The following is a 22,280-nucleotide window of genomic DNA, read 5'->3' as shown; positions in this document are numbered from 1 at the left end:
TTCGATAGGATCGGGCCATGGGTATCGACCGGAACACGGCCACCGCCACCACGGCGTCCGAGGAGTTCCGCCCGCACCGCGTCGCCGTCCTCGCCCTCGACGGCCTGCTCCCCTTCGAACTGGGCATACCGCACCGCATCTTCGGCCGCCCGAAGGACGAGCGGGGCCGGCCCCTGTACGAGGTGGTGACCTGCTCCGTGCGGCCGCCCGGACCGGTCGAGACGGACGCCGACTTCACGATCCACGTCGCCCACGGGCCGCAGGCCCTCGCCGAGGCCGACACGGTGATCGTCCCGGCGTCGTACGAGCTGGGCCCGGTCTTCGACGAGGGCCGGCTCACCGGCGAACTGGCCGCCGCCCTCGCCCTCGTCCGCCCCGGCACCCGTCTCGCCTCCATCTGCACCGGCGTCTACGTCCTCGCCGCCGCCGGCTACCTCGACGGCCGCCCGGCGACCACGCACTGGGCCGACGCCGAGCGCTTCCAGCGGCTGTTCCCGAAGGTCGAGGTGGACGCCGACGTGCTGTTCATCGACGACGGCGACGTGCTGACCTCGGCCGGGGTGGCCGCCGGGATCGACCTGTGCCTGCACATGGTGCGCCGCGACTTCGGCACGGCGGTCGCCAACGACGTGGCCCGGCGCACCGTCGTCCCGCCGCACCGCGACGGCGGCCAGGCCCAGTACATCCAGCGCCCGGTCCCCGACCCGCAGGTGGCGACCACGACCGCCGCCCGGGTCTGGGCGCTCGGCCGGCTGCACGAACCCATCCAGCTGCGGGACATGGCCGCGCAGGAGGCCATGTCGGTACGCACCTTCACCCGCCGCTTCCGCGAGGAGGCCGGGGTCAGCCCCGGCCAGTGGCTCACCCGGCAGCGCGTGGAGCTCGCCCGCCAGCTGCTGGAGACCAGCGACCTGTCCGTCGACCAGATCGCCCACGAGGCCGGCTTCGGCACGGCCCAGTCCATGCGCCAGCATCTCCAGCAGGCGCTCGGGGTGACACCGACCGCCTATCGCCGGACGTTCCGGAGCGGCGTCAGAACGTGAGCACCGCCCGTGCCACCCGCCCCGACTCCGCGTCGGCCCGCGCCTTCTCGAAGTCCTCCACGGGGTACACGGCCGTCACCAACTCGTCGAGCAGCAGCCGCCCTTGGCGGTACAGCTCGGCGTACAGGGGGATGTCCCGCTGGGGGCGCGAGGAGCCGTAGCGGCAGCCCAGGACCGACTTGTCCAGGAAGAGGGAGGAGACGAGGAAGGACGCCTCGGCACCGGCCGGCGGGACCCCGAGCAGGACTGCCTGTCCGTGCCGGTCGAGGAGGTCGATCGCCTGCCGGATCAGCTCGATGCGGCCGACGCACTCGAAGACGTGGTCCGCGCCCGTGGGCAGGACGTCCTGCACGCCGTCCGCAGAGGTCAGGAAGTCGGTCGCGCCGAACTGCCGGGCCGCCTCCGCCTTGGCCGGGTTGGCGTCCACGGCGACGATCCGCAGCGCCCCCGCGATGCGCGCGCCCTGGATGACGTTCAGCCCGATCCCGCCGGTGCCGATGACGACGACGCTGTCCCCGCGGTCCACCCGGGCCCGGTTCAGCACCGCGCCCACGCCCGTGAGCACCCCGCACCCGATGAGCGCGGCGGACGGGAGGGGGACGTCCGCCGGGATCGGTATCGCCTGGACGGCCTTGACGACCGTGCGTTCCGCGAAGGCCGAGTTTGCGGCGAACTGGTACACCGGCCCGGCGCTCCGCGTGAAGGGCCTGCCGGGGCGGCCGATGGCCTGCCGGCACATGGTCGGCCGGCCCCGGTCGCACTCCGCGCAGGTGCCGCAGTTGGCGAGCGTGGACAGCGCCACATGGTCCCCGGGCGCGACGTGCGTGACCCCGGGCCCGACCGCCTCGACCACTCCGGCACCCTCGTGCCCCAGCACCACCGGCACCGGGAAGGGAATCGTCCCGTCCACCACGGACAGGTCGCTGTGGCACAGCCCCGCCGCCGCGACGGCCACCAGCACCTCGCCGGGGCCCGGCTCCCGCACCGCGAGATCGTCGACCACCCGTACCTGTTCGCCGTCGAACACCACTCCACGCATCACACGGCCCCCTTGGGCTCTCTGGGCAGACCGAGCACGCGCTCGGCGATGATCGTGCGCTGGACCTGGTCGGAGCCGCCGTAGATCGTGTCGGCCCGGGAGAAGAGGAACAGCTGCTGGTCCGCGTCGAGTTCGTACGGCGCCGTGGGCGACCAGTCCGCCGGGCCCACCGAGGCCGCCGCTCCCCGGACCCGCACCGCCAGCTCGCCGAGGCGCTGGTGCCAGCCGGCCCAGAGCAGCTTGGCCACGCTGGGCGCGCCGGGATCGCCGGAGCCGCCGAGGGTGCGCAGGGCGTTCCAGCGCATGGTGCGCAGCTCGGCCCACTGCCGTACGAGCTGCGACCGTACGACGGGATCGGCCACGGCTCCGCTCTCCACGGCGCCCCGCACCACCCGCCCCAACTCCTGGGTGAAGCCGATCTGTTGGGCGATGGTGGACACCCCGCGCTCGAATCCGAGCAGGCTCATGGCGACCCGCCAGCCCTGCCCCTCGCCCCCGACGACGTGCTCCACGCGCGCGTGCGCCCCGTCGAAGAAGACCTCGTTGAAGTCGCTGGTACCGGTCAGCTGCCGGATGGGCCGGACCTCGATGCGGCCGGGCTGGTCCATGGGCACGAGCAGGAAGCTCAGCCCGTGATGGCGGCGGGAGTCCGGCTCGGTGCGGGCCAGTACGAAGCACCAGTCGGCCTCGTGGGCGAGCGAGGTCCAGATCTTCTGCCCGCTGATCCGGTACCGGCCCCCGTCCCGTACGGCCGCCGTCCGGATCCCGGCGAGATCGGATCCGGCCCCGGGCTCGCTGTACCCCTGGCACCACAGCTCCGTGCCGGCGGCGATCGGGGGCAGGAACCTCTTCTTCTGCTCGTCGCTGCCGTGTGCGACGAGGGTGGGTGCGAGCAGGTTCTCGCCGATGTGCCCGGACCGCCCCGGCGCCCCCGACCGCGCGTACTCCTCGGCCCAGGCGACCTGCTGGGTGAGGGTGGCGGTGCGGTTGCCGTATCCCGCCTCGGGCCAGCCGAGCCCGATCCAGCCGGCCGCGCCGAGGGTGCGCTCCCAGGTGCGCTTGTCGCGCGACGCGTCGGCGTGGGCAGCCAGCCAGGAGCGGGCCTCGGCACGGAACGCGTCGTCCTCTTCGCTGAATCCGAAATCCACGGGGACCGCCTCAGGCCGTCCGGGCACCGGACCGGGCATCCGGCCCGGCATCGGGGCGGACATCGGGGCGGACATCCGGCCAGGCATCGGACCCGACATCCGGCCGGATGTCGGACCGGGTCTCCGGCCGCGTGTCCCACCGGGCATCCGACCGGGCATCCAGCCCGGCATCGGACCCGGCATCCGGCCGGGTGCCGGACCGGGTGTCCGGCCACGTGTCGGACCGGGTGTCCGGCCGCGTGTCGGACCGGGTGTCCGGCCGGGTGTCGGACCGGGTGTCCGGCCGCGTGTCGGACCGGGCATCCGACCGGGTGTCCGACCGAGTGTCCGGTCGGGCGTTGGGACGGGAGCCCGACCGGGCCGCCCGCTCCATCGTCACCAGGCGGTCCAGCATCGGCATCGGGTCCGCGCCCACCGACCCCGGCAGCACCTCGGCTATCCGCTCCGGCGTCCAGGAGGAGCCCTCCGCATAGACGGAGCGCAGCTCCCGCGGCTGGGCCCACACCGCGATCTTCGGGCCCGCGACGGTGTACACCTGCCCGGTGATCCCCTGCTCCGCGGCCCCGTCGGACAGCAGGTACACCACCAGCGCGGCCACGTCCTCCGGCTCACCGATCTCGGCCAGCTCCATGGGGACGTTCGCCGACATCCGCGTACGGGCCACGGGGGCGACGGCGTTCGCGCTCACCCCGTACTTGTGCAGCCCCAGCGCGGCGCTGCGGACCAGCGAGATGATCCCGCCCTTCGCGGCGCTGTAGTTGGCCTGGGAGACCGAGCCCTGGTGGTTGCCGCTGGTGAAGCCGATCAGCGTGCCGGCGCGTTGCTGCCGCATCACCGCGGAGGCGGCCCGGAAGACGGTGAACGTCCCCTTGAGGTGGGTGGCGAGCACGGGGTCCCACTCCGCCTCGGTCATGTTGAACAGCATCCGCTCGCGCAGGATGCCCGCCACGCACACGACCCCGTCGAGCCGGCCGTACGCCGCGACCGCCGTGTCCACGACGCGCTGCCCGCCCGTCATCGTGGAGACGTCGTCGGCGACCGCGACGGCCTCGCCGCCCGCTGCCTCGATCTCCTTGACGACGGCCTCGGCGACCTCGCTCGTCGGTGCGGTGCCGTCGGTGGCGACCCCGTAGTCGTTGACGACGACCTTCGCGCCCTCGGCCGCCGCCGCGAGCGCGACCGCGCGGCCGATGCCGCGCCCGGCCCCCGTCACGGCGACCACCTTGCCTGCCAAGAAGTTCCCCACGCCCGGCCCCTTCCCGCGATTTCTGACGGTCCGTTAGATTCTATGGCCCGTCGGACGCACGGACACAAGCCCCGGGGAGGCACCGGATGACACTGCCGCAGGAGTTCCGCGAGATCGCGGGGCGCGTGAACAACTGGGGGCGCTGGGGGGCGGACGACGAGATCGGGACCCTGAACCTCGTCACCGACGAGGTCGTGCGCGCGGCCGCCGCCTGCGTCCGCACCGGCCGCCGCGTCCCGCTCGCCCTGCCCCTGCGGGAGGACGGCGTGCAGACCGGGATGATCCCGGGCCGGGTCAACCCGCTGCACGCCATGGTGCAGGTCAACCAGGAGCTGTTCGGCCCCGGCACGGTCGCGTGCAGCGACGACGTGGTGACCATGGGACTGCAGGCGGGCACCCACTGGGACGCGCTCACCCATGTCTCGCACTCCGGGAAGCTCTACAACGGCCGCCCGGCGCACACGGTCACGGCGCACGGCGGCGCCGAGTTCAGCGGGATCGCCACGGCCCGGCACGTCGTCTCGCGCGGGGTGCTGCTGGACGTGGCACGCGCGCGTGGCACGGACCGGCTGGCGGGGGGTCACGCGGTCACGCCGGAGGACCTGGAGGCGGCCGAGGAACTCGCGGGCACGCGCGTGCGTGCCGGCGACATCGTGCTCGTGCGGACCGGCCAGGTGCAGGTCTACCTGGCCGGGGACAAGCACGGGTACGGCTATCCGTCGCCGGGACTGTCCGTGCGTACGCCGGAGTGGTTCCACGCGCGCGACGTGGCGGCCGTCGCCAACGACACGCTCACGTTCGAGATATTTCCGCCCGAGATCGACGATCTGTGGCTGCCCGTACACGCGCTGGATCTCGTGGAGATGGGGATGCTCCAGGGCCAGAACTGGAATCTGGAGGAGTTGTCCACAGCCTGTGGAGAAGCGCGGCGGTACGCCTTCCTGCTGTCGGCGATGCCGGAGCCGTTCGTCGGCGCGACGGGCACACCGGTGGCGCCGGTGGCGATCCTGTGAGGCGGCGGACGCGGCGGGACCGGACGGCGGCGCACCCCCCGACGGCGCGTCTCCCCCACGGCCGTGCGCGCACGCCGCCATCCGATGCGACCCACACTCGGCGAGGGCCCCTGTCGCGGACCCTTGCCGTCCCCTCGCGGCGAATCGACGCCCACCAGCGTGTTCAGCCGGTCACGCGACGTCAACGGCGGTACGGGGATTTGTTACGTACGCCCACATCACGGACCGGGCGCACGGATGCGCCCCCGGCGCACCGCTGCACCGGGACCTACACCGCCTCGAAGGCCAGCCCCTCGTACGCGGACAGTGCGCCTCCGTACGCCAGTGCCGCACCCTCCCGGGGCTGCGAACAGCGGTCCAGTTCGCACCAGATGCTCTTGCCGGCGTCCTCCGGGCTCCAGCCCCAGCGATCGGCGAGGCAGTCCACGAGGGCGAGGCCCCTCCCGCCGGTGGCGTCACCGCGGGCGCAGCGCGGCACAGGGGCGCGCGAGCTGGTGTCGGCCACCTCGACCCGCACCGTGGCCGAGGCGGCTGCCTTCTCCGGTACGCCGGCCGGTCCGCCCGGCAGGGAGAGTCTCAGCACGGCCGGACGCCCCGTGTGCACCACGGCGTTGGTCACCAGCTCGGAGACGAGCAGGACCAGAGTCTCGGCCAGCGGCTCGTCGGCCGCTATACCGAACCCGGCGAGTCGCGAGAGCGCCCACCGCCTCGCCCGCCCCACCTCCGCGGGGTCGGGCCGGATCTCCAGCTGCACTTGAAGCACCTGCACCGCTCACACCATCCGAACCGGCGGACACATGACCCCGCACCGCCCGGCCGCCACGGCGTAAGCCGCGACGGCGATCACGACGAGGGCCACGATCGTAGCCATTTTCTGCATGGCCAGAACAACGGCCAGAGCGGGGATCACGGACCGTGATTCCCTGATGAGACAGCATGGTTGACGTACAGTCACCCCAACAAGCGCTTCGGGCATATTCCAGCGCGAAGGAGTATGTGTGAGGCATACTGTGCGACGCTCGTGCCGGGGAGTCGAACAGACGGCACACGACGTGGTGTACGACGCCGGGACCGCCCCGCGAGCGGCGGTGCGCACCGCTCCGCCCGGCATCGCCCCAGGGGCATCGCCGGCCCGGCTCGCGCTCACAGCCACTCGCATCTCACACAAGGTACCGGAGCGGGCGCCCGACTCCAGGCTGTTACGAGTCACACGATGGACACAACCGGGTATCAACGCTCTGTGACGCCATCTGGCCACGATCCGCGACATCTTGGGCCACGACTTTCCCGGCGCCGCAGTACAGGACGGTGCGGGCCGCTCAGCCGGCCAGCCGCGCCGCGAGCAGTTCCTCACTCTGCGTGCTCCCGCCACCACGCTCGGCCCGTACCCAGGCCCGCTTGAGATGCAGGTGGACGTCGGCTTCCCAGGTGAAACCCATGCCACCGTGCACCTGGAGACAGTCGCGCGCACCGCGTACGGCGGCCTCGTCGGCCAGCAGCCGGGCGGCGGCGATGTCGGCGGGATCGGCGGTGACGGCCGCCGCGTACACCGCCACTCGGGCGATTTCGCTCCGCACCAGCAGGTCCGCGCACAGATGCTGAACGGCCTGGAACGCCCCGATGGGCCGCCCGAACTGCTCGCGGGTCCGGGCGTGTTGCACGGCCAGCTCGCACACCCGCGCGGCAGTGCCCAGTTGTTCGGCGGCGGTCAGGAGGACGGCGACGGGATCGGCGGCGGGATCGCCGGCGGGTGCGGCGCCGGTGATCCGGTGCAGCGGGGTCAGCGGGTCGACCGACCGCACCGGTACGGACCCCGCCGTCTCCCCGAGCACCCGGTCCGCCGCCGCCAGCCACTCCACCAACTCCCCGTCCACGGCCGCCACCACCGTCTCGCCCGTGGCCGCGCCCGGTACGCGGGCGGCCGCGAGGTGCGTGGCGATCAGCGGGCCCGGCACCAGCGCCCGTCCCGCCTCCTCGAACGCCAGCACCGCCTCGGGCAGGCCCAGCCCGACCCCGCCGGCCGCCTCGGGCAGGCGCAGGGCGAAGAACCCCGCCCCGCCGAGCGCCCGCCACAGCGCCCGGTCGAGCCGCCCCGGCGCCGCCACGGCCGCCCGCAGCGCCTCCCGTCCGAAGCACCGGCCCAGCAGCTCCCGTACCCCCGCCTGCAACGCCCGCTGGTCGTCCGTGAGTTGGAACCGCACGCTCATCTCCCCCTCGGCAGGCCGAGGATCCGCTCGGCCACGATGGTGCGCTGGATCTGCGAGGTGCCGGCGGCGATCGTGTACGACAGGGACGACAGCCGGTCGAGCACCCACGGCCGGTCGAGGTCGAGGCGGCCGGGGCCGAGGACGTCCGCCGCCGCGTCGTACAGCTCCTGGCGGGCGTGCGAGTAGCGGAGTTTGAAGACCGAGGCGCCCGTGCCCGGCACCCCGCCGCTGGTCTCCGCCGCGCTCACGTTCCACTGGGTCAGCCGCCACAGCGCCCGGAACTCCGCCTCCAGCCGGCCGAGCCGGCCGCGCAGCACGGGGTCGTCCCAGCGGCCGTTCTCCCGTGCCGCGCGGGCGAGTTCGCCGAGTACCCGGCGGCAGGCCACCACCTCGCCGACGAAGGCCGTGCCCCGCTCGAAGGACAGGGTCACCATGGTCACGCGCCAGCCGTCGTTCTCCGCGCCGACCCGGTTGCCGGCCGGCACCCGCACCTCGTCCAGGAAGACCTCGGCGAACTCGGCCGAGCCGGCGAGGGTGCGCAGCGGCCGTACGGTGATCCCGTCGGCGTCCATGGGCATGGCCAGCCAGGTGATGCCCCGGTGCCGGGGCGCGTCCGGGTCGGTGCGCACGAGCAGTTCGCACCAGTCGGCGACCTCGGCGTGCGAGGTCCAGATCTTGGACCCGCTCACCACGTAGTCGTCGCCGTTCCGCCACGCGCGCGTGCGCAGCGCGGCGAGGTCGGACCCCGCGTCCGGTTCGCTGAACCCCTGGCACCACACCTCCTCGCCGCGCAGGATCGGCGGCAGCCAGCGCGCCCGCTGCCCGGCCGTGCCCTCGGCGGCGATGGTCGGCCCGGCGTGCAGCAGGCCGACGAAGTTCGCCCCCACGTAGGGCGCCCCCGCGCGCTCGGTCTCCTCCAGGAAGATCAGCCGGGTGGTCGGGGAGGCGTCCCAGTGGACCTCGGCGTACCCGGCGTCGTGGAGCGTCCGCTGCCAGCCGAGGTCGTACGCCCGGCGCGCGGGCCAGTCGCCGGGGGACGGCTTCGCCGGCAGGGTGGGCAGCACCTTGGCGAGCCACTCGCGCAGCCGGGCCCGGAACTCCTCCTCCTCGGGTGTGTACGAGAGGTCCATTACTTGTCGAAGTCCAGGTCGAGCATGCGGATGGCGTTGCCCCGCATCAGCTTGTAGACGGTCTCGTCGTCCAGGCCCTTCACATGGTCGAGGGCGACCTCCTTGGTGTGCGGGAAGGTCGAGTCGACGTGCGGGTAGTCGGTCTCGAAGGTGGCGTTGTCGCGGCCGACGACGTCGATCGAGGCGACGCCGTGCTTGTCGCGGAAGAAGCAGCAGTAGATCTGCCGGTAGTAGTACGTCGACGGCGGCTCGGGGATCAGGTCCCTGACCCCGCCCCAGGCCCGGTGCTCCTCCCACACGTCGTCGGCGCGCTCCAGGGCGTACGGCACCCAGCCCATCTGGCCCTCGCTGTAGGCGAGTTTGAGCTGCGGGAACTTCACCAGGACCCCGCTGAAGAGGTAGTCCATCATCGAGGCCATCGCGTTGTTGAAGCTGAGCGAGGCCTGGACGGCGGGCGGGGCGTCGGGGGAGGCCGCGGGCATCTGCGAGCTGCTGCCGATGTGCATGTTGACGACCGTGCCGGTCTCCTCGCAGACGGCGAAGAACGGGTCCCAGTGGCCGGAGTGGATGGACGGCAGCCCGAGGTGGGTGGGGATCTCGGAGAAGGTGACCGCCCGCACCCCGCGCTCGGCGTTGCGCCGGATCTCGGCGACCGCCAGTTCCACGTCCCACAGCGGGATGAGGCACAGCGGGATCAGCCGCCCCCCGCTGTCCCCGCACCACTCCTCCACCATCCAGTCGTTGTAGGCGCGCACGCAGGCGAGGGCGACCTCCTTGTCGTGCGCCTCGGCGAAGGTCTGGCCGCAGAAGCGCGGGAAGCTCGGGAAGCAGAGGCTGGCCTCGACGTGGTTGAGATCCATGTCCGCGAGGCGCGCGGCGGGGTCCCAGCAGCCGCGCCGCATCTGCTCGCGCGTGATCCCCTCCAGCGTCATCTCGTCACGGTCGAACCCGACGGCGGCGATGTTGCGCTTGTACGGGAACTTCAGGTCCTCGTAGATCCACCAGTCCGTCGGCTGCCCCGCCGGGTCCATGGTGATCTGGTACTTCCCGGCGACGTAGGCCAGTTCCCCGATCCCGGCGGTCAGCGGCTTGGGGCCCCGGTCCCGGTACCTGGCCGGGAGCCAGGTCTCGAAGAGGTGGGCGGGCTCGATCACATGGTCGTCGACGCTGATGATGCGGGGCAGTTCGGTCATGGTTTCCCCTCCGCGTTCCCCTCCGGACGGACAGTACTTATCTGATGACCCGTCAGATAGCATGACACCTGACGGACCGTCAGCCAAGCAGTCAGGGGGGCACCCGTGAACGAGACCCCGCACACTCTGGGTTCCGCGCCGACCCTGTGGGACCTGGTGGACCGCCGGGCCCGCCGCACCCCCGAGCGGCCGGCCCTCCTCCAGGGCGAGCACCGGCTGACCTTCGGCGAGCTGCGCTCACGCGCCGAGCGGGTCGCGGCGGGCCTGTACGCCATGGGCGTCCGCCCCGGCACGGTGGTGGCCTGGCAGCTGCCCACCCGCGTCGAGACCGTCCTGCTGTCCCTGGCGCTGGCCCGCCTGGGCGCCGTACAGTCCCCGGTCATCCCCTTCTACCGGGACCGCGAGGTCGGCTTCGCGCTGCGCGCGTCGAGGGCGGAGTTCTTCGCGGTCCCGGGCGTGTGGCGCGGCCACGACCACACGGAGATGGCGCGGCGCCTCGGCGCGAAGGGAATCTTCGAGGCGTACGACGGGAGCACCCTCCCCGACGGCGACCCCTCGGCGCTCCCCGCCCCGCCCGCCGAGGGCACCTCGGTCCGCTGGATCTACTGGACCTCGGGCACCACCTCCGATCCCAAGGGCGTGCTGCACACGGACCGCTCACTGATCGCGGGCGGCTCCTGCCTGGCGCACGCGCTGCGGCTGACGGCCGGCGACGTGGGCTCGATCGCCTTCCCCTACGCCCACATAGGCGGCCCCGACTACCTGGTGATGCTCCTGCTGTACGGCTTCCCGGCGGTGCTGTTCGAGCACTTCGCGCTGCCGGACGCGCTCGCGGAGTACCGGCGGCACGGGGTGACCGTGGCCGGCGGTTCGACGGCCTTCTACTCGCTGTTCCTCGCCGAGCAGCGCAAACGGCCACGGGAGAAGCTGATCCCGACCCTGCGGCTGCTCGCGGGCGGCGGCGCCCCGAAGCCGCCGGAGGTCTATCACGCCGTCGTGCGCGAGATGGACGTCCAGCTCACGCACGGGTACGGCATGACCGAGGTCCCGATGATCACTATGGGCGACCCGCAGGACACCGCCGAGAACCTGGCGACGACCGAGGGCCGCCCCCCGCGGGGCATGGAGATCCGGATCGCCGACGGCGAGGTCCGGCTGCGCGGCGAGGCCGTCTGCCAGGGCTACCTGGACCCCGCCCAGACGGCCGCCGCCTTCGACGCCGAGGGCTTCCTGCGCACCGGTGACCTCGGCCATGTCACGCCCTCCGGCCATCTGGTCCTCACCGGACGCCTGAAGGACGTGATCATCCGCAAGGGCGAGAACATCTCGGCCAAGGAGATCGAGGACCTGCTCGCCACGCATCCGCTGGTCACGGACGCGGCGGTGATCGGACTGCCTGACGCGGACCGGGGCGAGCTGGTGTGCGCGGTCGTGGAACAGCCCCCGGGGGCCGAGGAGTTGACCCTGCCCATGGTGGTCTCCTACCTGCGGGCCGGCGGCCTCTCCGTGCACAAGCTGCCGGAACGGCTGGAGGTGCTGGAGGCGCTGCCGAGGAACGAGACGCTGCGGAAGGTGCTGAAGTACAGGTTGCGGGAGCGGTTTTCACAGCGCGCGGACACCACGCGCCATGCCGGGCAGGGAAGTTGACTTCCCTGCCCGACCTGGCCGGGATCCGGTTCAGATCTGGTCGATGGACCACCAGACCTCGGCGACGTTGGAGTCGGGTTCGAGGACGACGCCGTAGGTGCAGGCGGGATCCCAGGCGTACATGTAGATGCCGTCGGCGGTATGTCGGGTCCACCGCGTTGGCGGCCGGGACGGTCACTGCGCCCAGCAGGGCGGAGAGCAGGCCGTGAGGATCCCCTGAATGAAGAGCCCTTTCTGCCGTATCGAAGAGGTAATGATTCGCCGGGTTTCTTCGCTTGTTTCATGCCATCGGGTGCTTTGCGCCCTTCAAACGGGAAGTCCCGGTGGTGTGGAGGCAGATGCCCCGGCCGTTCGGTCCGACCGCATCGAGTGGATCCCGCTCAAGGCCGGCGCACTCCCCTCGGTCCTCACATCCGGCTCAGCCCCGCCGTCGCGTACAGCACGTCCCTGATCGCCTGGCGGTCGCCGTCCTGACCCGCGGCTGCCTCCTCCGGGGGGATGTGGCCGGCGGCCAGGCGGCAGAACTCCACGCCGTCCAGGGCGACATGGGCCACCTCGAACTCCGCGGAGCCCACCGCCGCCGGGGAGTCCAGCGGGATCAGCCACTCGCCGCCGGCCGCGCCCTCGATCTCCAGCCGCAGGCTGCGGCCGGGGGCGCCCGCCGCGACCAGGTGCGGGGTGGTGCCCGGGGCGGAGCGGCCGGTGCGGCGCCGCTCGGCGAGCGCGGCAGGGAGCATGCGGGCCGTGAGGTCGATCATCTTGTTGAGATGCCGGGGCGCGGGCGGGTCGTAGGGGTAGTCGACCGCCTCCGCGATGTCCTCGGCGTGCACCCAGCACGCGAAGGCGCGGTCCAGCATCGCGTCGTGCAGCGGGAGGGAGAAGTCGCCGTACGACACCGGGAGTCCGCCCGCGTGGCTGCCCGTGAAGGCCACCGTGCGCACCAGGCTGTGGCTCTGCTCCCGCCAGGGGCCGCGCACCGAGCGCGTGGGCGGGAAGTGGGAGGTCCGCCAGTGCGCCTCGGTGCGCTCCGCCGGGCCCGTCGGACAGGTGCCGTCCGTGCCGGTGGCCTCGGTCAGAGGGTCCTCCAGGCCGAGTGCCAGCGCGATCATGCCGTCCACCGACAGCAGGTGGGCGATCACCCCGGCGACGGTCGTACGACGGCTCGTCGCGGTGTCGCCCTCGAACCAGCGCAGCCGGACCGGTGCGTGCCACTCGGCGTCCCCGAAGTCCTGGAGGAGGGCGTCGAGTCGGGCGGTCTCGGCGTCGTACGGCGCCGCCCAGAGTGGCAGCGGGATACGGGGCGGGCGGCGGTCCAGGCAGTTCTCCAGGACGCGGGTGCGCAGGCCCGGGTCCAGGTCGAGGCTTTCCGGCTGATGCAGCAGGCCGATGGCCTCGCGCAGCCGGCGGGCCTCGTCCGCACAGCTTCCGCAGGAGCCCAGATGGTCCTCGACGGCCGCCGTCTCCGCCGCCGAGCAGGCGGCCAGCGCCCAGGCGCCGAGGAGCGACTTCAGGACGTCGTGCGGCAGGTCGAGCGGCACGGGGGCGGGATCTCCCAGGTCGGCGAGGTCGGGCAGGGGCCGTCCGTCGTCCTCCACGGAGGCGCGGGGCGTCGGTATGCGCGGGCGGTCCGGCACGGGCGCGCCGGAGCCGGGCGTCAGCTGTCCCGGGCCGTCGCCGGAGCCGTCGCCGTCGCGCCGGCCGGGGTGACCGCCGTGCTCCGCGTCTCTCCTGTGCTCCTCCTCGGGTCCCCCGTGCTCGTCGTGCGCCTCGAACCGGTCCGCGCCGCTCACACCGCACCCCCGTATCCCGGAGGCGCCCCGGCGTCGTGGGCGGTGGAGAGCAGTTGCAGGCCGAGGCGGAGCCGGCGGCGGGCCTCGTCCTCCGTGACGCCGAGGTCGACGGCGGTCTGGCGGTAGTCCCGGCGCTGGAAGTAGGCCAGTTCGAGCGCGGCGCGCAGCGGGGCGGGCATGGAGTGGACGATGAAGTCGGCGCGGGCGGCGACCGAGGCGCGCCGGACCTTGCGCTCCAGTTCCTCGGCGGCGCCGGCCTCCCGGGGCAGCGCGGCGGTCTCGCAGTCGCGCAGCCGCTGCACCGCGAGCCGGTGGGCCACGCCGGCCACCCAGGAGCGCAGCGGGCCCTGCCTGGGGTCGTAGCTCTCGGGGTGCTCCCAGACGTGGGCGAAGACCTCGCGGGTGACGATGTCGGCGGCCTTCTCGTCGCCGAGGACGCGGTGGGCGAGGTTGTGCACCAGCGAGGCGAACCTGTCGTACAGCTCGCCCAGGGCGGCGGCCTCGCCACGGGCGAGACGCTGCTGCATCTTGCGGTCCCAGCGGGGCGGTACGTTCTTCGCGGCCATGCGGTCCCCTCCCCTCGCCCGTGCTCCGGCCCTACAGCGTCTCTGCACCGTCTTCTCGAATGTAGTCGGCACCTCTGACAGTGCACGCCCCTTTGTGTCAATGCGCGCCCCGCGAGGCACCGCAGGTGATAGTGCCCTCTTCACATATTCTTCACACAGAGCGTGGGCATCTACACGACATCTCTGATCGAACACGATCGATAGTGACCGAAACAAGCCCCTTGTCGATCGCGTCCGGTTTCCTGCTCGACGTTTCAGGGAACGGCCGCTGGGCAGCCGCGCGGAAAGCAAGCGTAGGAACTGCTTCCGTTTTCTGGCGGCTCAGGCGGTTCCGGGAGTTCCGGCGAGCGGAGGGGCATAGCCGTGGCATTCAACGTGACCGGCGTCGAACAGGGCGAGTGGGCCGTCCTGCGGGTGTCCGGGGAACTGGACCTGATGACCTCGCCGGTGCTGCGCCAGCGGGTGCACGACGTCGTCGCCGACGGGCACCACAGCCTCGTCGTGGACCTCTCCGACGTGTTCTTCTGCGACTCCAGCGGGGTCGGCGTCCTCATCGCCGCCCGCCGGCTGATCCGCTCCTGTCAGGGCCGGCTGCGGCTGATCCTGCCGGACCGGGGCGCGGTCGACGGTTCCCACGTCAACCGGGTCCTCGGCGCCCTCGGCGTCCGCCGCCTCTTCGACGTCCGCCCCGACCTCGACTCCGCCACGTCCGACGAGGCGGACCCGCTGTCGGCCTGACGCGCCGCCGCACCCCGCGTCGCAGCGTGCCCCGCTCTTCGCGACAAGTCCACACATCTGTCGCAGGATTCCCCCGGTCTTGGCACAACCGCCGGTTTCCCGCCATCTTCCGGCCACCCGCGTCGTACGCTCCGAGCGAGATCGACCGACGTATACGTAAGGCGGCCCGAACAGACATGGTCAGCACCGAGTACGAGCGCAGGATCGCCGCCCGGTTCTCCACCCTCGACCAGGACGGCAACGGCTGGATCGACCGCGAGGACTTCAGCGCGGCGGCCAAGGCGCTCCTCGCCGAGTTCACCGTGCCCGCCCGCTCCGCCCAGGGGCAGGCGCTCTACGCGGGCGCGGAGGCGTTCTGGCAGGGCATGGCCGGCATCGCGGACCGGGACGGCGATCAGCGCATCACCCGTGAGGAGTTCGTCACCGGCGCGGTCAAGCGCCTGCGCGACACCCCCGCCCGCTTCGCCGAGATCGCCCGCCCGTTCCTGCACGCGGCGCTGGCGGTGGCCGACACGGACTCCGACGGCCGGATCACGGTCGCGGACACGGCCCGGGGGCTGCGGGCCCTGCGCGTGCCGGACGCCGTGGCCGGGGCGACCGCCGCCGCCCTCGACACGGACGGCGACGGCGTGATCGGCGAGGCGGAGATCGTGCCGGCGTTCGCGGGGTACTTCACGATCCCCGAGTGACCCCGCAACACCACGACACCGCCAGGACCACCGCGACCACCACCCGGCCTCGACACAGACGACCACCGCACGAACAGCGAAGCCGAGATCATGCCCGCCTTCGCGAACTACTTCACCATCGCCCAGTGACCCCGCAACACCACGACACCGCCGGGACCACGGCGACCACCACCCGGCCTCGACACGGACCACGGCCGCATGATCGGCGAGGCCGAGATCGTACCCGCGTTCGTGAAGTACTTCACGATCCCCGAGTGACCCCGCAACACCACGACACCGCCAGGACCACCGCGACCACCACCCGGCCTCGACACAGACCACGGCCGCATGATCGGCGAGGCCGAGATCGTACCCGCGTTCGTGAAGTACTTCACGATCCCCGAGTGACCACCGCCCGGCGGCCGGGGGGTGCTAGGCGAAGACGACCGTCCGCCGGCCGTTGAGCAGGATCCGGCGCTCGGCATGCCACTTGACCGCCCGCGCCAGCGCCTGGCACTCCACGTCCCGGCCGATGGCCACCAGTTGGTCCGGGGTGACGTCGTGTCCCACCCGCTCGACCTCCTGCTCGATGATCGGCCCCTCGTCGAGGTCGGCCGTCACGTAGTGGGCCGTGGCGCCGATCAGCTTCACACCGCGCGCGTGGGCCTGGTGGTACGGCTTGGCGCCCTTGAAGCTCGGCAGGAAGGAGTGGTGGATGTTGATGATCCGGCCGCTGAGCTGCTTGCACAGGTCGTCCGAGATGACCTGCATGTAGCGGGCGAGGACGACCAGTTCGACGTCCTCCTCGCGGACGATCTCCAGCAGCTGGGCCTCGGCGTCCTGCTTCGTGTCCTTCGTCACCGGGATGTGGTGGAAGGGGATGTTGTACGAACCCACCAGTTCCTGGAAGTCCGTGTGATTGGACACCACGCCCACGATCTCCACCGGCAGCGCACCGATCCGGGCCCGGAAGAGCAGGTCGTTCAGGCAGTGCCCGAACTTGCTGACCATGAGCAGGATGCGCATCTTCGCGTCGGCCTCGTTGATCTGCCAGTCCATGCGGAAGGAGTCGCCGATCGCCGCGAAGCTCGCCCGCAGCTTGTCCACCGTCACCGGCTCCTCGGCCGAGAAGTGGACGCGCATGAAGAACAGACCGGTGTCGTGGTCGCCGAACTGCTGGCTGTCCTCGATGTTGCAGCCGGTCATGAAGAGATAGCTGGACACCGCGTGCACGATGCCCTTCTTGTCCGGGCAGGAGAGGGTGAGGACGTACTGGGCCGACGGCGCGGCGGCGGGCGCGGACTGCTCGTTCATGCACCACAGGGTCTCATGTCGACCACCCGCCGTGGGCGATCGTCCGCGGGACGGAACGGCGCCCCGGCCCAGGAGGTCCTACGGGGTCCTCGGCGGATCTCGGCAGTTCTAGGCGGTCCGCGTCAGGATGCGCAGCACTTCCAGCGTCTTCGGCGGCGTCTCCGGGTCCTCCCCGTCGCTCACCGACATACGGACGTGCGCGTCCCGCGCCGCCCGCACCGCCTCCGGCCAGCCCTGGTGGTCGAGATACGCGGAGACCTGCGCGTCCGGACCGACCTGGTGCATGATGCGCAGCACCCGCAGCACGGCGGTGTCCACGAGCGCCGCCTCCTGCGAGTCCCGGAATATCGTGCCGACGTATTTCTCCGCGGACCAGTTGTCCAGCCAGGTGTCCTCCACCAGCCGGTACACGGCGTCGGTGACGTCGCCGTACCCGTCCACGCCGGCCAGCCAGACGTCGCGCTGGAACACGGGGTCGGAGAGCATGTGCAGGGCCGAACGCACGTTGCTGCGCCAGCGCCACCACGGCATGTCGCTTAGAGGCATGCCGCCCATGGTGGAGGAGCGACGGCCGCGACGGGAAGAGTTCTCCGAACCTTGCACGGTCATCGATCGTACGTTCCTCGCCACACGCGTCTCACCGGCCCCCGTAATTCACCTCGACGTCACCTTTCGTTGACCGAGGGTCACTCCCGGGTTAGTGATGTGAGGGAAGCGTGGGCGCACATGACCGGCAGGCCGCGCAACCGCACCACCCTCCCCCGCTCCTTCTCCCGGCCCGTCAGAGCCGCCGCGCTGTCCACGGGCGCCGTGGCCCTCTGCGCGTCGCTCACCGCCGGATGCGGGGTCATCCCCGGTGCCACGGGGGGCTCCGGGGATGACCCGATCAAGGTCATGACCTGGGCGCCGGAGAACACCGACGCCACCAACAAGCCCGGCATGCCCGCGATGGCCCGCGCCTACGGCAAGTGGATCAACGCCCACGGCGGGATCGACGGCCGCAAGCTGGAGATCCTGACCTGCAACGACCACAACGACAGCGTGGCCGCCGCGCAGTGCGCCCGGCAGGCCGCCCAGGAGAACGTCGTCGCGGTCGTCGGCTCCTACAGCCAGTTCGGCGACTCCTTCCTCTCCCCGCTGGAGAGCGCCGGCATCCCGTACATAGGCGGCTACGGCGTCACCACCGACGAGTTCACCGGCCAGATGTCGTACCCGGTCAACGGCGGCCAGCCCGCCCTGCTCGCCGGCCTCGGCCGCGCCCTCGCGTCCACCTGCGGAAACGTCGCCCTGGTCCGCCCCGACAGCATCGCCGGCGACGAGCTGCCCCCGCTGCTGGACTCGGGCCTGAAGGCGGGCGGGCACGCGAACGCCGACGACGAGATGGCCGAGGAGGACGCCACCGAGTACAGCACCCAGTCCGACCGGGCCCTGCGCGAGGCCACCAGGGACGTGCTGCACAAGGGCTGTGTGGTGCCCGCCCTGGAGGACCGCACGGACACCTTCATGGACTCCTTCCGCCGGGCCCGCGAGAACTACCCCGACGTGCGCATGGCGACCGTCCTCGGCAGCGTCGACCAGACCCTGATCAACTCCACGGGCGGGGCCGAGGGGCCGTACGAGGGGTCGTACATCACCAGCTGGTACCCGCCGGCGACGGACGCGCGCTGGGACCTGATGAAGAAGGTGATCAACGAGGAGGCCTTCGGCGACAACCGCATCGACCCCGCGGACGCCGGAGTGCAGACCACCTGGATCGCCTACACCGTGCTGAAGGCCGTGCTGGACAAGATCGGCTCCGGTGGCGTCACCGCCGACTCCGTGCGCCGCACGCTCAACGACGGCCTGCACGTCTCCACGGGCGGCCTCACCCCGACCCTGACCTGGCCCTACGAGGGCAAACTCGCCTCCGTCGGCTTCCCGCGGCTGGTCAACGCGAACGTCACCCTGGAGGTCGTGCAGAACGGCGAGCTGGTCGCGGCCCGCAAGGGCACCGGCGGCGTCGGCGGGACCGCCGACATGACGCAGACGCTGGAGAACGCCCAGGTGCAGTGAGCGCCGCCGGCCCCGGCGGGAGTACGGGTGCCGACGGCGGTACGGGTCACAGGCCGCGGCTCAGCGGCCGCGGCTCACAACTGGGTGGGCTGGCGCTGGGTCAGGCCGTACTTCTGCGCGATCGCGTTCCACAGCCCGGCCGCCTTCGCCTTCTGCTCGCTGGCGGTACCGCTGGCCCGGTTGCCCGCCTGGGCCTCCCCGGTGACCTTGGCATGGCCCTTGCGGCAGCCCTTGTGCTGGCCCTTGACCTGGTCGGCCCAGGCCGCGTAGTGGTTGTCGGCCGCGGCGGAGGCCTGCCAGGCCTGGGTCAGCGCGCCGGTCAGGGCGGCGTTGTTCGGCAGCTTGTCGACGGCCAGCGTGCCGAGCCGAGTGACCAGCCCGTCGCGCTGCTTGGCCGCGGCGCGCAGGTCGGCGGCGGAGCCGTCGAGGTTGTCGCACCCCTTGACGGCGGCCACCGCGCTGATCACCGAGGCGCGGCTGCTGCCGCTGTCGGCGAGCAGCTTGTCCAGCTCGACCGCCTGCTGCCGGGCCGGGTCGGCGCCGGGCGCGGCGGAGCCCTGGCCCGCGGCCGGGGACGTGGCGGCGACCGTCTTGCTGTCGGTGCCCTTGCTGCCGCCGTCGCTGAGGAGCGCGCCGGCGCCCACGCCGATCACGACGATACCGACGCCGATGCCCGCGATCAGCGGCACCCGCGACTTCCGCCGGGGCCGGTCGTCGTCGTGCGCCGGGTCGTACGCCGGCTGCTGCGCCCCGTACGACGTCTGCGACTGGCCGTACGACGGTTGTGCCGGGGCGTGCGCCTGGGCGGGGCCCTGGTAGCCGCCCGGCGATTCGACGCGCGGCAGCTGCTGGGTGGACCCGGCCACGCCGTCGGCGCCCGCCGGGCCGCTGCGGAAGAGGTTGTCGAACTCGGCCGGCGGCTGCCGGTCCCCGCCCTGGGCCTGGGCCGTGTACGGCGGGATGTACTGGGTGGCCTCCGCGTCGGACGACGCGGGCGCCGGCTGCTGCGGCGTGACACCGAGGTAGCGGGTCTCCTCACCGCTCGCCTCGGGCGGCAGGGCGCCGGGGGTCACCGGGGGGATGTACTGCGTCGCACCGTCGGCCGGAGCGGCCTGCACGGGCGGTATGTACTGGGTGGCGCCCTCGTCGGCGGGGCCGGGTACGGCCGGGACCGGCGGTATGTACTGCGTGGCACCGTCGGCCGCCGGGGGCAGCGCGCCGGGCCGGGCGGGCGGCACGGCGGGCGGCAGCGGCGCGGCGCCGGCCGGGGCGGCATGCGCGCCGTGCGCGGCGGTCTGCGGGTACTCCGGCTGGTGCTGCTGCGGCTGCGGGTACTCCGGCTGGTGCTGGTACGGCGCAACCGTGCCGTACGCGCCGCCCTGGCCGCCGTACGACGGGGCCGGGGCCCCCTCGGGCGGCAGCGCGCCGGGGCTCGCCGCGGGCGCCTCCCACTGCTGGGCGGCCGCCGGGGGCCAGCCCTGGCCGGGCTGGGACGGCTGCTGTCCGGGCCCCCAGGATCCGCTCCAGGCCTGCCCGCCGGCGGGGGCGGCGGGAGCGGGCGCGCCGGTCATGCCGGGCAGCACGGGCTCGCCTCCGTCGGAGGGCAGCACGATGCCTTCGCGCGCGTTCTGCGCCGCGGGCTCCTCGCGTTGTCCACTCTGCGTCACCGGGACTCCTACTAATGGGGGACCTTGTGAATCGTCGGGTCACGCTACCGGGTCCCCCGAGCCGGGTGCCACGCAGCTCAGGGCACGACCTCGATCCCTGTGAGAGTGGTAACAAAACCGCCCCGCAATGCGCAGTACAAGGGCACATGTCACACCCGGGGGTTCCGTTTCCCGGGTGTTCACCGCATCGCGGGGCCGGTGTTCAGGCGGCCTGCTGGAGATCGAGACGCGCCCCGAACTCCCTTACCACCGCCTCCTCCCCGAACGGCTCCAGCCGCTGCTGGAGATCCTCCAGATACTCGGCGCCCCGGTTGGAGCGCAGCGACTGGAGCAGCTCGACCGCCTTCAGGCCGGTGGTGCAGGCCTGTTCGATCTCGCGCTGCTGCACCTGGGCCGTGGCGAGCAGCACATAGCCGATGGCGCGCCGGCGGGCCCGGTGCTCGGGGTGCCCGGCCAGCGACTGCTCGGCGTACCGGGCCGCCTGCTCGGCCTGACCGAGGTCGCGGTGGCAGTGCGCCAACTCGTCGGCCAGATAAGCCTCGTCGAAGTGCCGGATCCAGGCCGGGTCGTCCCCGGAGGCGTCGTCCGCCTGCTCCATCGCCGTGACCGCGCGCCCGGTGGCCGTCTGTGCCGCGCGCGCGTCACCGAGCAGGGCGTGCCCGCGCGCCTCGGCCGCGTGGAACATCGCCTCCACCCGCGGCGTCACCTGCCCGCGCGCGCCCTCCTGCGCCGCCCGCGCCAACTGGGAGATCTCGCGCGGGTTTCCGAGCTGCGCGGCGAGGTGGCTCATGGACGCGGCGAGCACGTAGCCGCCGTAGCCGCGGTCCCCGGCGGCCTGGGCGAGCCGCAGCGACTGGATGTAGTACCGCTGGGCCAGGCCGGGTTGGCCGGTGTCCACCGCCATGTAGCCGGCCAGCTCGGTCAACCGGGCGACGGCGGCGAAGAGTTCGCGCCCGACCGCCTCCCGGTAGGAGCCGGCGAGCAGCCCGGAGACGACGCTGTTGAGGTAGTGCACGACGACCGGCCGGACGTGTCCGCTGCCGAACTGGTGGTCCAGGTCGGTCAGCGCCTGTGTCATGGACCGTACGGCGGCGACGTCGGCCTGGCCGACTCTCGGGCCCGCCTGCCGGGCCACCTGGGAGTCCGGCGCCGAGATCAGCCAGTCGCGGCTGGGCTCGACCAGCGCGGAGGCGGCGACGGAGGAGCCGGACAGGAAGTCCCGGCGCCCCACGTCGCTGCGCCACAGCTCGCAGACCTGCTCGATGGCCCCCAGTACCGTCGGCGAGAACTGGAGACCGACCCCCGAAGCGAGGTTCTTGCCGTTGGCCATGCCGATCTCGTCGATCGTGACCGTACGGCCGAGCTTGCGCCCCAGCGCCTCCGCGATGACGGCCGGCGCCCGGCCCCGCGGCTGCTGGCCGCGCAGCCAGCGGGCCACGGACGTCTTGTCGTAGCGCAGGTCGAGTCCGTGCTCCGCCCCGCACATGTTGACCCGCCGGGCCAGCCCGGCGTTCGAGCATCCCGCTTCCTGGATGAGTGCCTGCAGCCGTTCGTTCGGCTGCCTCGCCACGAGAGGCCTTGCGGCCATGTACAACCCCCTGTGATGCGTTGCGATCCCCTGGAGCAAAGATCCGGCCGAGTCGATCCGTTCGGAAAGATCACTGCCCAGCTGACATACCGTCAATGCGCGACATGTGCGGTTTGCCGGGGTAAAGACGGTTGCCAACCCCCTACCTGGCTACCCACCCCACGCCCCGCTTCCCCCCACGCGCCCCCGCACGTGCACCCATGCGCCCCGGCTGCGGAATCGATGCTCCTC

18 protein-coding genes and 1 pseudogene are annotated in these 22,280 nt (G+C 72.5%); 6 read left to right on the top strand and 13 right to left on the bottom strand.

Annotated elements, in window-relative coordinates:
* The first annotated feature begins 17 nt into the window (after positions 1–17).
* Entirely contained in the window at positions 18–1,043 is a 1,026-nt protein-coding gene (locus BIV25_RS14050) for a GlxA family transcriptional regulator (RefSeq protein WP_071372610.1), read from the top strand.
* Here BIV25_RS14050 and BIV25_RS14045 read toward each other — a convergent pair.
* The 3 genes and pseudogenes from BIV25_RS14045 to BIV25_RS14035 all read right to left on the bottom strand — a co-directional run.
* Positions 1,033–2,082: a Zn-dependent alcohol dehydrogenase gene (locus BIV25_RS14045; RefSeq protein ID WP_071372609.1), complete on the bottom strand. Its 1,050-nt coding sequence runs from the start codon at positions 2,080–2,082 to the stop codon at positions 1,033–1,035. The genes BIV25_RS14050 and BIV25_RS14045 overlap by 11 nt on opposite strands.
* Positions 2,082–3,230: an acyl-CoA dehydrogenase family protein gene (locus tag BIV25_RS14040; RefSeq protein WP_071372654.1), complete on the bottom strand. Its 1,149-nt coding sequence runs from the start codon at positions 3,228–3,230 to the stop codon at positions 2,082–2,084. The genes BIV25_RS14045 and BIV25_RS14040 overlap by 1 nt, the downstream gene beginning before the upstream one ends.
* 334 nt (positions 3,231–3,564) lie before the next feature.
* Positions 3,565–4,476 (bottom strand): annotated as a pseudogene (locus BIV25_RS14035) (SDR family NAD(P)-dependent oxidoreductase); the annotation flags it as partial.
* Positions 4,477–4,562: 86 nt separating this feature from the next.
* Here BIV25_RS14035 and BIV25_RS14030 point away from each other — a divergent pair.
* Positions 4,563–5,489, top strand: coding sequence for a cyclase family protein (locus BIV25_RS14030; RefSeq protein WP_071372608.1), 927 nt, complete (start codon positions 4,563–4,565; stop codon positions 5,487–5,489).
* A gap of 268 nt (positions 5,490–5,757) precedes the next feature.
* Here the strand turns inward: BIV25_RS14030 and BIV25_RS14025 are convergent, their stop codons facing one another.
* From BIV25_RS14025 to BIV25_RS14010, 4 genes are all read right to left on the bottom strand, one after another.
* On the bottom strand, positions 5,758–6,243 hold the full coding sequence (locus BIV25_RS14025) for an ATP-binding protein (RefSeq protein ID WP_071372607.1): 486 nt from the start codon (positions 6,241–6,243) through the stop codon (positions 5,758–5,760).
* 565 nt (positions 6,244–6,808) lie between these two features.
* Positions 6,809–7,690, bottom strand: a complete 882-nt coding sequence (locus BIV25_RS14020) for an acyl-CoA dehydrogenase family protein (protein WP_071372606.1) — start codon at positions 7,688–7,690, stop codon at positions 6,809–6,811.
* A 2-nt stretch (positions 7,691–7,692) separates the two neighbouring features.
* Positions 7,693–8,826, bottom strand: a complete 1,134-nt coding sequence (locus BIV25_RS14015; RefSeq protein ID WP_071372605.1) for an acyl-CoA dehydrogenase family protein — start codon at positions 8,824–8,826, stop codon at positions 7,693–7,695.
* Positions 8,826–10,019, bottom strand: a complete 1,194-nt coding sequence (locus tag BIV25_RS14010) for an amidohydrolase family protein (protein ID WP_071372604.1) — start codon at positions 10,017–10,019, stop codon at positions 8,826–8,828. The genes BIV25_RS14015 and BIV25_RS14010 overlap by 1 nt, the downstream gene beginning before the upstream one ends.
* A 105-nt stretch (positions 10,020–10,124) precedes the next feature.
* Here BIV25_RS14010 and BIV25_RS14005 point away from each other — a divergent pair, with 105 nt between their 5' ends.
* Positions 10,125–11,666 carry a class I adenylate-forming enzyme family protein gene (locus BIV25_RS14005; protein ID WP_071372603.1) on the top strand — a complete coding sequence of 514 codons (1,542 nt, stop codon included), beginning with the start codon at positions 10,125–10,127 and terminating at the stop codon, positions 11,664–11,666.
* A gap of 407 nt (positions 11,667–12,073) precedes the next feature.
* On the opposite strand, the gene BIV25_RS14000 is transcribed toward BIV25_RS14005, so the two are convergent.
* Together BIV25_RS14000 and BIV25_RS13995 are read right to left on the bottom strand one after the other, a co-directional pair.
* The gene (locus BIV25_RS14000; RefSeq protein ID WP_177235269.1) at positions 12,074–13,456 is read right to left on the bottom strand and encodes a zf-HC2 domain-containing protein; all 1,383 of its coding nucleotides are present in this window, start codon (positions 13,454–13,456) and stop codon (positions 12,074–12,076) included.
* Positions 13,453–14,022: an RNA polymerase sigma factor gene (locus BIV25_RS13995; RefSeq protein ID WP_071372602.1), complete on the bottom strand. Its 570-nt coding sequence runs from the start codon at positions 14,020–14,022 to the stop codon at positions 13,453–13,455. The genes BIV25_RS14000 and BIV25_RS13995 overlap by 4 nt, the downstream gene beginning before the upstream one ends.
* A 357-nt stretch (positions 14,023–14,379) precedes the next feature.
* Here BIV25_RS13995 and BIV25_RS13990 point away from each other — a divergent pair, with 357 nt between their 5' ends.
* Together BIV25_RS13990 and BIV25_RS13985 are read left to right on the top strand one after the other, a co-directional pair.
* Positions 14,380–14,760, top strand: a complete 381-nt coding sequence (locus BIV25_RS13990) for an STAS domain-containing protein (protein WP_071372601.1) — start codon at positions 14,380–14,382, stop codon at positions 14,758–14,760.
* 176 nt (positions 14,761–14,936) lie between these two features.
* A complete protein-coding gene (locus BIV25_RS13985) occupies positions 14,937–15,449 on the top strand; it encodes an EF-hand domain-containing protein (RefSeq protein WP_071372600.1) in 513 nt (170 codons plus the stop codon).
* Between the two features lie 411 nt (positions 15,450–15,860).
* Here the strand turns inward: BIV25_RS13985 and purU are convergent, their stop codons facing one another.
* Positions 15,861–16,742 (bottom strand): formyltetrahydrofolate deformylase, encoded by an 882-nt coding sequence (gene purU / locus BIV25_RS13980; protein WP_071372599.1) that lies wholly within the window; start codon positions 16,740–16,742, stop codon positions 15,861–15,863.
* Positions 16,743–16,850: 108 nt separating this feature from the next.
* The gene (locus BIV25_RS13975; protein ID WP_071372598.1) at positions 16,851–17,351 is read right to left on the bottom strand and encodes a hypothetical protein; all 501 of its coding nucleotides are present in this window, start codon (positions 17,349–17,351) and stop codon (positions 16,851–16,853) included.
* Between the two features lie 117 nt (positions 17,352–17,468).
* Here BIV25_RS13975 and BIV25_RS13970 point away from each other — a divergent pair, with 117 nt between their 5' ends.
* Positions 17,469–18,794 (top strand): ABC transporter substrate-binding protein, encoded by a 1,326-nt coding sequence (locus BIV25_RS13970; RefSeq protein ID WP_079176624.1) that lies wholly within the window; start codon positions 17,469–17,471, stop codon positions 18,792–18,794.
* Positions 18,795–18,868: 74 nt separating this feature from the next.
* Here the strand turns inward: BIV25_RS13970 and BIV25_RS49220 are convergent, their stop codons facing one another.
* Positions 18,869–20,461, bottom strand: a complete 1,593-nt coding sequence (locus tag BIV25_RS49220; protein WP_071372597.1) for a hypothetical protein — start codon at positions 20,459–20,461, stop codon at positions 18,869–18,871.
* A gap of 202 nt (positions 20,462–20,663) precedes the next feature.
* Complete coding sequence (locus BIV25_RS13960; protein ID WP_071372596.1) at positions 20,664–22,049, bottom strand: transcriptional regulator; 1,386 nt, start codon at positions 22,047–22,049, stop codon at positions 20,664–20,666.
* Between the last annotated feature and the right edge of the window lie 231 nt (positions 22,050–22,280).

Origin of the sequence: Streptomyces sp. MUSC 14 (assembly GCF_001866675.1) — a bacterium.
Lineage (GTDB): Bacteria > Actinomycetota > Actinomycetes > Streptomycetales > Streptomycetaceae > Streptomyces.
The sequence above is the reverse complement of the archived record's forward strand: the minus strand, read 5'-3'. Positions and strand labels throughout refer to the sequence as shown.

Coding starts and splice junctions, on each gene's coding strand:
- BIV25_RS14030 (WP_071372608.1), top strand. CDS start 4,563: ATGACACTGCCGCAGGAGTTCCGCGAGATCGCGGGGCGCGTGAACAAC.
- purU (WP_071372599.1), bottom strand. CDS start 16,742: ATGAACGAGCAGTCCGCGCCCGCCGCCGCGCCGTCGGCCCAGTACGTC.
- BIV25_RS14050 (WP_071372610.1), top strand. CDS start 18: ATGGGTATCGACCGGAACACGGCCACCGCCACCACGGCGTCCGAGGAG.
- BIV25_RS14045 (WP_071372609.1), bottom strand. CDS start 2,082: ATGCGTGGAGTGGTGTTCGACGGCGAACAGGTACGGGTGGTCGACGAT.
- BIV25_RS14015 (WP_071372605.1), bottom strand. CDS start 8,826: ATGGACCTCTCGTACACACCCGAGGAGGAGGAGTTCCGGGCCCGGCTG.
- BIV25_RS13970 (WP_079176624.1), top strand. CDS start 17,469: ATGACCGGCAGGCCGCGCAACCGCACCACCCTCCCCCGCTCCTTCTCC.
- BIV25_RS13975 (WP_071372598.1), bottom strand. CDS start 17,351: ATGACCGTGCAAGGTTCGGAGAACTCTTCCCGTCGCGGCCGTCGCTCC.
- BIV25_RS14010 (WP_071372604.1), bottom strand. CDS start 10,019: ATGACCGAACTGCCCCGCATCATCAGCGTCGACGACCATGTGATCGAG.
- BIV25_RS13960 (WP_071372596.1), bottom strand. CDS start 22,049: ATGGCCGCAAGGCCTCTCGTGGCGAGGCAGCCGAACGAACGGCTGCAG.
- BIV25_RS13985 (WP_071372600.1), top strand. CDS start 14,937: ATGGTCAGCACCGAGTACGAGCGCAGGATCGCCGCCCGGTTCTCCACC.
- BIV25_RS13995 (WP_071372602.1), bottom strand. CDS start 14,022: ATGGCCGCGAAGAACGTACCGCCCCGCTGGGACCGCAAGATGCAGCAG.